Origin of the sequence: Halohasta litorea (assembly GCF_024494645.1) — an archaeon.
In the GTDB taxonomy this organism is placed as follows: Archaea; Halobacteriota; Halobacteria; order Halobacteriales; family Haloferacaceae; genus Halohasta; species Halohasta litorea.
The window spans coordinates 25,827-38,585 of sequence record NZ_JANHDJ010000009.1 but is presented as its reverse complement, the minus strand read 5'-3'; the positions used below and the strand labels follow the sequence as shown (position 1 = coordinate 38,585).

13 protein-coding genes and 1 pseudogene are annotated in these 12,759 nt (G+C 49.8%); 12 read left to right on the top strand and 2 right to left on the bottom strand.

Annotation, left to right across the window (positions count from 1 at the left end):
* Positions 1 to 141 precede the first annotated feature (141 nt).
* The 8 genes from NO877_RS17650 to NO877_RS17615 all read left to right on the top strand — a co-directional run bounded on the left by NO877_RS17650 (position 142) and on the right by NO877_RS17615 (position 6,855).
* Entirely contained in the window at positions 142 to 1,386 is a 1,245-nt protein-coding gene (locus tag NO877_RS17650; protein ID WP_256397670.1) for a hypothetical protein, read from the top strand.
* Positions 1,343 to 3,079 carry a hypothetical protein gene (locus NO877_RS17645; protein WP_256397669.1) on the top strand — a complete coding sequence of 579 codons (1,737 nt, stop codon included), beginning with the start codon at positions 1,343 to 1,345 and terminating at the stop codon, positions 3,077 to 3,079. The genes NO877_RS17650 and NO877_RS17645 overlap by 44 nt, the downstream gene beginning before the upstream one ends.
* 711 nt (positions 3,080 to 3,790) lie before the next feature.
* The gene (locus NO877_RS17640; protein WP_256397668.1) at positions 3,791 to 3,919 is read left to right on the top strand and encodes a hypothetical protein; all 129 of its coding nucleotides are present in this window, start codon (positions 3,791 to 3,793) and stop codon (positions 3,917 to 3,919) included.
* Positions 3,920 to 3,981: 62 nt separating this feature from the next.
* Complete coding sequence (locus NO877_RS17635) at positions 3,982 to 4,326, top strand: type II toxin-antitoxin system RelE/ParE family toxin (protein WP_256397667.1); 345 nt, start codon at positions 3,982 to 3,984, stop codon at positions 4,324 to 4,326.
* Between the two features lie 483 nt (positions 4,327 to 4,809).
* Positions 4,810 to 5,013 carry a hypothetical protein gene (locus NO877_RS17630; RefSeq protein WP_256397666.1) on the top strand — a complete coding sequence of 68 codons (204 nt, stop codon included), beginning with the start codon at positions 4,810 to 4,812 and terminating at the stop codon, positions 5,011 to 5,013.
* A complete protein-coding gene (locus NO877_RS17625; RefSeq protein WP_256397665.1) occupies positions 5,003 to 5,242 on the top strand; it encodes a hypothetical protein in 240 nt (79 codons plus the stop codon). Before NO877_RS17630 ends, NO877_RS17625 begins: the two co-directional genes overlap by 11 nt.
* 265 nt (positions 5,243 to 5,507) lie before the next feature.
* Positions 5,508 to 5,924 carry a hypothetical protein gene (locus NO877_RS17620; RefSeq protein WP_256397664.1) on the top strand — a complete coding sequence of 139 codons (417 nt, stop codon included), beginning with the start codon at positions 5,508 to 5,510 and terminating at the stop codon, positions 5,922 to 5,924.
* A gap of 505 nt (positions 5,925 to 6,429) precedes the next feature.
* The gene (locus NO877_RS17615; RefSeq protein WP_256397663.1) at positions 6,430 to 6,855 is read left to right on the top strand and encodes a TRAM domain-containing protein; all 426 of its coding nucleotides are present in this window, start codon (positions 6,430 to 6,432) and stop codon (positions 6,853 to 6,855) included.
* Between the two features lie 34 nt (positions 6,856 to 6,889).
* On the opposite strand, the gene NO877_RS17610 is transcribed toward NO877_RS17615, so the two are convergent.
* The gene (locus tag NO877_RS17610; protein ID WP_256397662.1) at positions 6,890 to 7,156 is read right to left on the bottom strand and encodes a MarR family transcriptional regulator; all 267 of its coding nucleotides are present in this window, start codon (positions 7,154 to 7,156) and stop codon (positions 6,890 to 6,892) included.
* Between the two features lie 145 nt (positions 7,157 to 7,301).
* Between NO877_RS17610 and NO877_RS17605 the strand changes: the two genes are divergently transcribed.
* The 3 genes from NO877_RS17605 (at position 7,302) to NO877_RS17595 (ending at position 10,420) form a co-directional block, all read left to right on the top strand.
* Positions 7,302 to 7,595, top strand: coding sequence for a PadR family transcriptional regulator (locus tag NO877_RS17605; protein ID WP_256397661.1), 294 nt, complete (start codon positions 7,302 to 7,304; stop codon positions 7,593 to 7,595).
* Between the two features lie 185 nt (positions 7,596 to 7,780).
* Positions 7,781 to 9,451 carry a sensor histidine kinase gene (locus tag NO877_RS17600; protein WP_256397660.1) on the top strand — a complete coding sequence of 557 codons (1,671 nt, stop codon included), beginning with the start codon at positions 7,781 to 7,783 and terminating at the stop codon, positions 9,449 to 9,451.
* Between the two features lie 525 nt (positions 9,452 to 9,976).
* Positions 9,977 to 10,420, top strand: coding sequence for a pyridoxamine 5'-phosphate oxidase family protein (locus tag NO877_RS17595; protein ID WP_256397659.1), 444 nt, complete (start codon positions 9,977 to 9,979; stop codon positions 10,418 to 10,420).
* Between the two features lie 516 nt (positions 10,421 to 10,936).
* Here NO877_RS17595 and NO877_RS17590 read toward each other — a convergent pair.
* A pseudogene (locus NO877_RS17590) lies at positions 10,937 to 11,425 on the bottom strand (transposase); the annotation flags it as partial.
* Between the two features lie 428 nt (positions 11,426 to 11,853).
* Here NO877_RS17590 and NO877_RS17585 point away from each other — a divergent pair.
* Positions 11,854 to 12,759 carry a hypothetical protein gene (locus tag NO877_RS17585; protein WP_256397658.1) on the top strand — a complete coding sequence of 302 codons (906 nt, stop codon included), beginning with the start codon at positions 11,854 to 11,856 and terminating at the stop codon, positions 12,757 to 12,759.

The following is a 12,759-nucleotide window of genomic DNA, read 5'->3' as shown; positions in this document are numbered from 1 at the left end:
CCTTTTCGGCCTTCTCTGATTGCAGATTCTCTTTCACAGTGTCCGCTTCGCCAAATAGCGGGCAATATGAAATTAACCCACGAATCCGAAAATAGGCGCTCAAATGTTCGGAAGGTAGGTCCTAATGGATCTCTGACAGATGTGGGTCTCGTTATCACCGACGTCTCGCCGAGAGTCACTGACTGGATTCCGCAGCTGCTCGACGAACTACTCCCGTCTAGTCTCCACACAATTCGGAAGTTCATCTGCGAGATTGATCCACAGATCTTCACACACGAGCGCTATGGGTCGGTGTTGCCCGCTCTCCAAGACAAGATCCTCGGGTTTGAGCAGCAAAAATTGCAGGACACCACAGAAGTTTGGAGCGACAGTGAGGTAGAAGCCGTCGACTACCTGAACTCGTTGGTAGAGTTCGCGATCAAATACGCTGAGTCGTCAAAGGATGATCTCTCGACGTATCATCAGCAGCGATATGAAAAGTTCGAACAGTTGCTGACGACTGTCGGGACTGGCAAGGGATCGATGAATGGTGGCCTCGAAGCGCTCGCTAAGGGTCCTGTTCGTCTTCACCAGGAACTCGACGAGACGGCCCAGCCAATCACGCTCATACTCGATGGAGAGTCCTGGACGAATCTCGATGATCGGTCGACGGGTGTGAGAGCTCTCGCTGCAATCACTGTGCTTGGATCGGCATTTGATATTCGACTTGTTATCTCACCGGGTTTAGAGACCGAACTCCGTCGACGCTATCCCAAGTGGTATGATGCACATCTTGGTCTTACTGAGACCCCTGATAGGTCCGTACAGGAGACTGTAGCAGAGGCTGATCGATCACCGGAGGTGACCCGTCGACACGCGTGGGAAGCACTCCAAGAACTCCCAGAAGGATCTGGACGACTACGCCTACTTGGAAACCTCTCAGTCGACGGCTACCGAGACTACCGCGACCTCAAGCAGGACGACGAGATTGGCGTCAAATCTGGGACTGTCGGACGTTACGTGCTTGATCTCGAAGAGTTGGGTCTTGTCTCTATTGACCGCTGTGGGAAGTACAACAGTGCGTCTCTCACGTCGCTTGGACGGCTTGCTGTCGAGGAGTTTGTGACCGAGGACTACCGGACGATTCACCCTGCCCAATCGACCTTGGAGACGGCTCTTACGCTGACCCCTCAGTCCGATGCAGGTACAGTGTATAGGGCGCAGGCAAGCACGGAAGGGGGGGGATGGGTCACCTCCGACAGCAACCGCCGAAGACTGGCTCGCGACAACCGGCTCCCCAGCGAACGGCGACAGCTACGTCCAGTGGCTCAACGGCCCCTCAGAGGTCCTCGACGCCTGGGGAATGCACCAGCGATACCGTGCTGGCCGCCGAAACCCCGGAGTTAACCTCGCTGATGACCACCTCTCGAAGTTCGATGACGGTCGAATTTCCTATCTCAGTTGTTTCGACGACGATCTGCTCGTTATCTCTCAGTGGGGTGGACCACTCCCCACACTGGGACGTATCGCGGGAGCCTTACTGAGCAACAAAGCACTGAGTAAGATTCTCTCTCCGTCTGCCCTCGGTAACGAGTTCGAGGAGATCGATGATGCTGTGGTCGACAAACTCGACGAAAAGGCAGGAGATATTCTCCGGTGGGGCCATCAGATCGGGTGGTTCAGCGAGGACGAAGAACAGTATGATGACTGGAAAGACCGCATCAGCACTGTTCGGAGCCTCTGCCTCGAGAAAGTTGGAGAACTCACCAACAGCGACGATGTTGAGGCTCGAACTGAGTTGTTCCGAGACCTCCAGGGACTGATCGCTTCAGCAACCCAGCTATACTACGCCATTGACGTCGACGTGACGATCAACGTCCGAATTCCGGATACTGGGATGTTGGTTCGAGACGACAAACGCCTGAATGACTTCCTCGATTTCGCTCGGTACACGGTTCCCAAACAGTCTGTCTACGGGATCCACTCGGGATACCGAATGCTCCTGGAAGATCGCGAGCAGAAACTGAAAATGCGGCTGCCGTATGATGTTGATGAGGCCGATCCAACGATGCACCTGACCGCCTCATGGGTGTTTTCGGGGCCGACGATGACGGATCTCAAAGCGGACATAGAGGAGGCCATCGAACGGGAAGCAAGTGAGATTCGAGAAGCCATCGCTGACGGAACGGAGACTGCACCGGTGATGGAGATTCCAGTGCAGATCTCGAACACCTACACGGCAACTCGTGAGCTCATCGAGGAGTTCGCGACCTCGAAAGGCTACGAGGTGTCTTATCGCGGCGATATCCATGAACGAGACGACGATCTAGAGCGTCTGACTCGGCTCTTTCTCCGGGTCCTGGGGACTGCTGATCGGCCTCACCGAGCGTGTCCTTCGGATGTTGCCGAAGCAATGTTGCATATTGCTCGGTCGACTCGGAGCTTTGATTTCATCAGCATCAAAGACATCTCTTATGGGCTGTATCAGCTCCCAGCAGATCGGTTGCTTCCCGAACTCCCACCGACAGCGACGAAACTCCTGAAAACACTGCTCAATTCTCCGGATCCACTGGGCCGATCAGCAATCATCGAGAAGGCTGGAATCTCTGGGAGTAGCTACGATCGGTACATCAACGAACTTGCGGCGTGGGACATCATCGAGTCGACCGAATCCGGAGGTCGACGGCGGTGGGAAGGGCACTTAGAGCCGTGGTGGAGCCCACAAAGCCATCTCGAGGAACCGTTTGGTGACCCAGATCCGGACACAGCGATCATTGACGCAACGTTCGCTCGTGATATTGGGAGTCGAGTTTTGTGCCACTACATCACACATTACGATCTTCCAGAGTTAGAGGAGGTGTATATGAGTGGTTTATGCCCAATTAGTCCAGATGACGACATCCAAGCGTTATTCACTCATCATGATCGGTTATCTCGGTGGTGGGCGTTCCTGTGGGGAGCGTATGCCGATGAGAGTGAGCTGAAGACTGGTCCTTCGGAGGTTTCTCCATCGTCAACAGGTATGATCCGCTTAGGTCGATTGGAAGTCGACACTCCTCAATCGAACCTCCGAGAAGTTTCATTGATGCCATCTGACTGAGTATGTTTCAATACATCCTCTTTGCCAGAATGATAATAGAGGTTCTGAAGTGGTTGGTATCTGCTCTTTCGCCAGTAAATTATACTGAGCGTAGTTTCGTTGGCTCGTTCAACAAGAACAGCGGAAGTAGTGGTGTGTGGCTCTATCTATACGCTGGAATTCCTGCTTGAGAAGTCATTTACCTGTATTTTACTCCGGAAGTAGTGGTGTGTGATATATATGTCAAAATTAATATCTTAGTACAACTGACACCCCTCGTGCAGGGTGGAACCATTCACATCTGCTGATACAGTAGGGACACCCCTCGCGCAGGGTGGAGACATCTATATTGACGAGTCTTAGGGATCAAGCAGCGTGATCTCATTTGTCGATAACTGGTGTAGACACCCCTCGTGCAGGGTGGAACTTTGGTGAGGAGACACTCCTCGTACAGGGTGGAAAACCTGATGGCGGGTATGCAAGACTGCGCTCGCATGTGTTTCATTAGTCTAAGAGAGATAAGACCTCCTAGATGGGCAACACACCCCTCATATCGAATGTAAATGTGCTGATTACGAGCGTTAGAAACGCTGTATAGTAGATGTTCTATGATCGTATAGATATTTTCCCACGTGATTCAAGATATATTCCTCGCTTGGTTAGATGTTTATCTATGGCAAGCCGTGCTCACCACTACATTTATCCATGGTAAAGACGTGGTTTTAGATACGCATGGCCACAGAAAAACCACGCTCTGACGAACCACTTGATGATGAAGATCGTGTCATCGAAGAGCGTGCAGAGAAACTCGACGATGAAGATAATCTCGTCGACGTCGAAGACTTCCTCGACGATATCTGAGATTTATTTGCCGGTCCTAATTGACCTTTTTTATACCCTCACCGAGAAGATAGCAGCAATTGATGGGCATCTCGGAGTTCAAAGTTCTTGATGAAGATGTGTCGCAGGATCTTGCAGGATTCCAAGCCCACGAAGTCGACCGGATTAAATCGAAAATACAGGACATCAACACTGCTTGTGTTTTAGGTTCACGAGATCCACGTTTTCATCACGATTACACGAAGCTCGCTGGTGGCAGTGATAAATACACGTTCTATCGGAAGTGGGTTGGTCGTGATAAGTTCCGCCTCATCTTCGAAGTTTCTGGTGAGCGAATGGTGTTGGTCGCAGTCCTAAAAAAGGATGATCACGCCTACAATCCATCAGAGTACTCTCAAAGAATGAGCGAATTCGAGAGTGAGAGATAGACGAGGCGAAATACCTTGATCTGGCGAGAATGTGTGTAGTCGGTCTGATTTGCTCAACAGACGACGGAAACGTGGGGTGGGGTTCCCTGATGCTAAATAGGTGGTATGACAATTATAGCACCCAATATTAGCACTCTAACAGCGGAAACGTGCTCTTCTCTCCCAACTCAAATTCTCATTGTACGTGCGTGAGATGTGATATTTTATTTCGGTAATCACAGCGCCCACACACCACATCCGAAGTGTATCTGCTGACATATTTTGGTCCGCTCAATGAGAACAGCGGAAGTAGTGGTGTCCCATCTGTGAGAAAAAACACTGGAAGTAATATGGTGTAGGTGATCGCGAGAGCACTGGAACCAGTGGGGTAGATTACTTATAAAAGAATGGGTGCATAGGAAACATTGGAAGTGGTGGTGTAGTAGATCGCTGTAAGAACCTATCACTCTAGCAACGAAAATAGTGGTATGTATTTCTTATATTATGACCGACACCGACTGCGATAACGTCGCTGGTGTCGAAGATCCTGATATACACAAGCGATATCTATCGATCTCGCGCGTCCGGAACCGAATCAACGAAGAACTAGCTAGGGATGTCGAGATCCTCGAAGAGCATCACTCTGAGCTCCTGGAAGAGCTGAAGGATGTCGTCTGCCTCGAAACAGATGGCGAAAATGCTGACTGAGATTATCGAAGAGCACGCCCACGGTGTAAGATTGTTCGCGAGCCCTGTCGACGGTGACGAGGACCGTTATCACTACGAGGGTCTGATGGATCGAATCAAGAGTTTCTATACTCCCGACAAGGCGCGGCTGTTTGCCGATGTGCAGACTGCTGTCGGCGACTTCCGAGAGGAGAAACCGGTGAACGGGGTGTACTACCCTCTGTTGCACAGTCCCGCAAAGATGTGCTGATGACCTACTACATGCTCAACCTACAATGTCAATCCAGTGGATCCTCAGACAATTCGATCTCCCTGAGGAGCGGGTTCGAGAGTACTAGCCTCACTTCGAGATCGTGCCGAGAAGCACTGAGAGAATGCTACCGATGAGTAACCGATCTGCTTCGGGGCAAATGTATCTCAGACAAAGAAATAGCTGAGTCCGACGCCGGTGTGTGATTTCTAGAAGAAACTTGTTACCAGGAAAGTTTATTTGCCTTTCGTGTGAATGTTAATATATGTCTGAGGACACACAAAACCTCACAGACGAAATAATCTGGAATGCCTTCGACCGGATTGAGGGGTGTGTCCCTGATAGTGCAAAGCCTGAGACAGAGGCTATAGTCAGGCAGGTTTTTGCCCTGTGTGTTGAACGAACCAGTGCCTCAGATCCAAGAAAAATCACGACAGCGCAGGAAATAATGCATAATTGCTCTGTAGAGACACCAGATACTGGCCGTCAGTATATGCACCGGATGGCTGGTCGACGGGATGGCTGGGAATGTATACCTGGTTTCGATGTTCGGCGTAATCAGAAAGCGTACGACTGGCCCCATGGCAAGCTGGAGCTCTTATTCAATCGAGAGGCCTACTACGAAGGTCGAACGCTGCCCGGGGGTTACACGATCCGATACAAACACCTCGAAGACGTCTAATCGTCATTGCAAGTTCTATATGTCTCCACTCTGTATTCACATATGAGCGCAGAGGTGCTGCGTGGAGCCTGTGTGACCATGGCCCGCAAGCCCGGCCGTGCAAACCAAAGGGCGTAGAAGACGGACGTGGGCGCAGGAAATGCACCTGATACTATACTTCTGAGAGTCGCTTCGCCAACTCGTCATAGCCACACCGTTTGGCATAATTTACGATTGGTTTTATTGACCCGTCTGTGGGGTAAGGGTCCCCGCCGCCCATATACCCCTCAAACCAGCAGTTCATACGTGCTCGAACTTTTTCTGCTCGACGGTGGGTAAGAGGTTCGATCTATATATCCTTTGATAACTACAGTGCCCACCCACCACATCCGAAGTGTATGTGCTGATCTGTCTGTCTCTGAGGGTTTCAACAGAGCCACAATAATATAAAACTAGTATTCCCTGAAAGAACCGAACATCGAAAGAGAATACCTTCTCTCTCACCTGATCAAAAACAGGCAGATCAATGGAAATTTCTGAGCAACTCACGAGTTTGTTTTCAGCACCTGTCGAGGAGACCGCAGAATCGTACGTCATCGAAGTCCCGTATAGAGAGGTCACCGAGGGTTTTGTCGATCGAGACGCGGCCTACCAGGTCGCGCTGCTGTCGACTGAGAAGATGTCTGTAAACGATGGTTCACCTTCTGAATCACCGAATCATAATTCCCCGACCGAGGAAAGTGAGCATCAGGACCCACCGGTGAGTGAGGGCGAAGAGCGAATAGTCGAAATAACGGAGATGGGTGACCAGGGTGACGGTCTCACACGTGTCGAGCGTGGATTCGTCGTAATAGTCCCAGAGACAGAGGTGGGAGAACGTGTTCAGATACACATAGAGACCGTTCATGACACCGTTGCATTTGGAGAAGTCGTCCAACGGTACCGGTATTAGAGATTCTTGATTAGGTCTGTGAGAGTCAGACTGCTCAGGGCTCAATCTTGAGAGAGTAGAGCTTTTGTCGGGCATCAGCGAGTGAGATTTCAGATTCGACAACACCGGCGTCTTCGAGCTTCTGTGTGCCCTGTCTTGTAGTTCGTGGTGAGAGCCGTGACCTCTCTACGAGTTCTGATTGCGTGAGCGTTCCATTGTATTCGAGAACTTTAGCAATCAGTTTTGCACTGGGTGGAAGGTCACTAACAGCGTCCCACATCTCAGCGGTCGTTGTGATGACCGACTCATTAGCGGTCGACATACTGGAAAACAACAGTCTCACTCTCAAAATGCTACTGATTTGTTCACTTCAGATACTTCTACGTGCCTGTTGACCCGGTAGGTACTCTCTATCGATCATACACTTGTAAGAAATACTTATACTCATCAAAATAAAACTCTCAATTATGCACGAATTAACAGGTTTTCAGCGCGATATGATATACTGTATCGCCGCACTCGATAAGCCATATGGATTAGAGATTGGTCGTGAACTCGAAGAATACTCGTCGACTGAAGTCAACCACGGACGTCTCTACCCGAATCTGAATCAGCTCGTCGAGGAAGGGTTGGTGAAAAAGGACCAAAAAGACGATCGAACGAATCTGTATACGCTCACCCCTCTGGGAAGGGAACTCATTGTAGAGCGTCGACAGTGGGAAGACGACAAACTGCAAGCGACTGAAATCAATTTCGACTGACCTCCCGTCTGATACATAGTGCAAGCGCATACCTGCGTCTTCAGGTGCGGGAGGAGGTCAAGTGTGCCGTCTACAACATCAAGCATGCCGTCAACTAGCTAAATCAAGCGCAGTATGGCGATTCACCACGGCTATCTGTTCCAAACCATTATATAATCCTCCGAGAACAACCCTGTATCTGAATAATGAATCCCCTCCTTCTAGGTCACGTCATAATTTTCTCACTATCTGCGATTGCCTGCGTGGCGACTATTCCACAAGCACGGAAGATACAGCATCCGGAGACACGTGAAGGACTGATCGTCTTCCTCGGTTCCGTTGCTATATGGTCTGGAGGGTACATTGGCTATCTTCTCGCACCGACACGTGCGGGGAAACTCGCTTTCTATATATTTGGCTTCACCTTTGCGTTCGTCGCCGTTGGGGCCTGGCTCTACTTTTGTGCTGCATATACCGGTCGGCCACCTCGACACGTCCCATTCCGAAACCTCATACTGGGGACGTTCCTCTTTTTCACCGCCCTCAAAGTCACGAATCCACTCCACAATCTCTACTTTACGACGGAATGGGTCACAGAACCATTCCCGCACCTCGTGATCCATCACGAACTGCTCTACTGGATCGTCTTGGGGCTATCATATGCCGCTATCGCTGTCGGATTCTTCGTATTGATGGAGCGGTTCCATCATACTAGCAGTGACAGCCGTCCGCTCGTCGTGCTCGTTGGACTCTCGGGCCTCCCAGCTGTTGCAACGATTATTGGCGGTCAGGTCGACTGGCTGCTCCCATTAATGTATGAGCCACCTGGCGTCGCCCTCTTCGCTGTTGGAACGCTCTTGTTCTACAGACAGCGGTTTGAGGCAATCCGATTAACCGGGGAGTCAGATAAACCTGCAATCTTCCTCGACCAAGAAACCCGGATCCAAGATTATAATCAAGCGGCTCGCAAACTTTTCCCAGCCCTTGAGGATTCCCTTGGCGAACCGCTTGAGGCTGTGAATACTGCACTCGCAGACCATCTCACCAAACAAGATATCCTGGCAGTTACGCAGGATAGTGAAACATGGTATTATGACGTGTCGAGCACGCCATTCTTAGCAGGTGAGGTAACGACCGGCCAATTAGTGACGGTTTCCGATGTAACTGAACGCGAGTCATATCGACAGCGACTCGAAGAGAAAACCGAACAACTCGAGGCCCTAAATCGCGTGGTTCGGCACGATGTCCGGAACGATATGACCGTGATTCTCGGATGGGCCGAGATCCTCAAAGACCATATTGATGAAGATGGGGAAGACGCCCTGGACCGAGTGTTACAGAAGTCCCGGCACGTAATCCAGTTCACAGAGGTCGCACGTGAGTTCGTTGAATCACTCTCGAAAGAAGGAACAGCTGAATTAGAAGAAATCCAGCTTCAGCCACTTCTTGACGCTGAGCTCGCTGCAGTACGTGATTCGTTCCCGAACGCGCAGTTTCACGTATCGGGTGAACTCTGCGACGTGTCGGTACAGGCAAATGAGATGCTTTCTTCGGTTTTCCGGAATATCCTCGAGAATGCGGTCCGACACAACGACAAAGAGACCCCTGAGATCACCGTCTCCTGTGAAGAGAATTCAGAGACTGTCCGGTACCGGATTGCAGATAATGGGCCTAGCATCCCTGACCACCAGAAAGAACAAATCTTCGGGAAAGGGGAGAAAGGATTGGACAGTCCAGGATCGGGGATTGGTCTATATCTCGTCCATCTCCTGACTGACCAATTCGGTGGTGACGTGTGGGTCGAGGACAACGACCCAACTGGTTCAGTCTTCGTCGTCGAACTGCCTATTCATAAACCGTCGAACAAGGCGTCATAGGTTCGGCGTCCAGTATAAAACGAAACCCTGGCAATAGAATTTCAAGCGGGGTTGGAAGCGGTGGAACATCCAGACGAGCAATAGCGCGTGGATTGCCAAGCCATGCTGTCGCTTACACCCGCCCCTAAAGGGTGGGCTTCCGCTCGCTACGTGTCACCTTGCGACCGATACGCCCAGCGATGTCGACTGGTTCGACGAGTTCCTCGAGTACCTCATCACGGTCGGCTTCGCGGACAAACGCCACGAGCTCCGCTGACCGACAAAGCGGTTTTTTGAACGCCCTGAAGGGTGCGGCGCGGTCTGAACAGACGCAGTCGCCGTGACTACCGGCGACTCAGTATAATTATACGGGCTTTCCGCGTTTCTACATAAGAGTGAGTCTGTTCATTGTTATACTACGAGCGCATACCTTCTACGGGTGAGTTTGACCGGGCCATCGAGATCGGTCAGTATAGGCGGAATTCTTATCGCTGAGTTGAATAGATGGCCAAAACATATCTGTGAGTACTAGATACATATATTAATATGGCTACAGAGTTATCGCGAGAGGAGATTGATTTATTGCTCTGTGAATCGGGCGTTGGGGTTTTAGCGCTCACTAACGGCTCAGAGGCGTATTCGATTCCCGAATCCTTCGGCTACGACGGTGAGACACTATACTTTCAGTTTGTCTTCACATCAGGTAGCAAGAAAATGGCATTGCTCGAAACGACAGATACAGCATCGTTCACAGTCTACGACGAACAGCCAGCTCAGAGCGTCCTTGTACAAGGTCCGGTCGAGTCTGTCCCTGAGGGAAACGAACCAAAGGCCGCCACAGCAATCGCAGAAAACGCTTCGATCCCAACCCTGAATGTCTACCCGGACACTCCACCAGACGAGTTCACAATGGAGTTCTACCGCTTACGGCCAACTGCAGTTACCGGCCGACAGTTCAGCGCATTCACTCCGACGCCCGACGATCAATAACACACCTTTGCCCGGGTAATATTGATTATTCCCCATCACCACCACTACTCTACTTCCCCCTGAGAAGCGGTTTCTTTACTTGAAACCCTTTGTTTCCGCCTTTGATATTAATTCGGGACTATACTTTCGATATGTATCCTTGATATCTGGACTATATATTAAATAGTAGCTATGATATATAGTGTAATGAAATATACGCCTTTAGGGGTACACTTTTAATCTATAGTACGGTAATCGAATTGCCGAGAGAGACTTTGCCCCCGTGAAGGTGCCCCCAGCTCTCTCGGCATTTCGTATTAGGATTAACAGGATATATGATTTTCCATGGTTCAATTATTATGAAATGATCTCTTCTATCGTGTAATATTGTTTACGTCTCAACTGCCAAGCCAAACTTTGGTGTCTTCGTATAAACTCTGAATCCAATCTTGATTACAACTTTCACAGCTCGACCCACTGATGCGAGTCGCCTTTGCTCACATACGATTAACTGTCGTTTGTCTAATTGAGACTGTGATGAAGTACGTCGACTGTACAGTGAACGTCAAGGACAGCTTGTGATTCTGTATCGATAAGAGCGGTCGCTTTGAGTGTTTGAACGCGATAATTTGTCCGGCGGCAGTAGTGCTTGCTGGCGTTTTCGCGGTCGAAGAACGTAGCGTCGATGGCGGCGTGACCTGAGAGGTCGTGCAGCTGCGCCGACAGGCGCAGCAGCACTCGCCAGATCTTCATCTCGAACCTATCAAACGCCTTTACCAACGTCGAGTGATCTGGGAGATCGCCCTCTTCGAGGCCGATCTCCCCAAGAATATGCGGCATCTCACTCAGGAGATCAAGTGCGTTGCGGTACGATTTGTCGAGATAAACCGCAGACAGTGCAGCGATACGAGGGCGTAGTCGGCGAAGCCGCCACCCCCCTTCGGGGGCGGCGACTTCACCTCGTCCACCAACAACATTTTTAGCCAACGTGACCGCCTTGCTTGTGAAGCGGGAGATCTTCGACATAACCACCGCGGGTTTCCCGCTTCACTTCCTTTGATTTGACGACCTATCCTACCGCAGTACAGCGATTCACCAGAGTCGAATAATGTCTAAATACAATAGAGGCAGAACTCGGTGACGTTGCTACCGAAGCCTTAGAACAGATCGATTGATAAATACCTTCGTTCTGTTCGCTTCGAAGTGAATCATCTCGCAGTTAATTCGCGGTGGTCTCCTTGGCCGCCAGGTACATTATCAATATTGAAATTTTGGGCGGAAGTCATTTGTGTTCATTGGATAGAGTATCTTTCGTCAAAGATAAACACTCTCGGGCAGAGCCAGACTGTTCGGGACTTACTTGGTTGCCCGGAATTCTGATGCCACATATATTGTGAAATAGCCGGGAGATATACCCCACACACTAGTTTTAGCAAACAAAATAAACAGTATAAATGAAATATTCGGATCTACTTTCCAAAGTTAGTATTCTATTTCTCGAAGAAAACGACGTACAACGAGACTTATTTTCACAGTGGATAACTACTGTCTCGACAAAGTTCGGTACAGAACCAAAAGATGTGTTTCAGGAATTCGATTCAAGCGTAGCCTTGGTCATTCTCTCTCAGACGGCACTTAACGATCAAGGTTCCGAAATTCAGAGATATATTATGACACGCAACCCTTCTTGTCAGATTGTATTAATTACTACGTCGGCAGTAGACGAGGCGCTCTATGAAGAAGAGTATGATGCAACTGTCACTCGACCCGTTTCGAAACAAGAGCTTACAACTATGATTGAAAAACGCCTCCGATACGGGATCTATAGCGCGCTTATCGAAGAGTTCTACGCATTGAATTCCCGGTTGTTTACGCTTGAGCGAAGTGATTCGGAGTCAGATGATGAGCTTAAGAAAACAATCCAAGATCGCATCAAAAAAGTGGGAATCCCAATCCAACATATTGGTTCAACAATCAATCACGAAGACACTCAAGAGTTGCTCAAAAGCCTCAGTCTACACAAAGAGTTCTTGAATAGCCCCTCAAGCGAGAAGGAGGCCAGTACAACCTCGAAGTATCTACCGGACCAATGTCCAAACTGCTCACTTACTTGGGGTGTTGACCATGGCAACCAACTTGGACATGGATATACACAAATGGGTGCCGACGTTTGGAAATGCACAGACTGTGGCTATTCTGCTCATAGTAATGACGCGAGTCATCGATATATATATCTTAGCTCTGACATTATTTTGATGGGGAATTGCGTGTTGAAGACTAAGGTTGCATCCTCCCAGAGTACCATTAATTTCAGTGTCTTTTCTCTTGAATCGTCTGGGAGAATGAGCGTGCGTATGTAA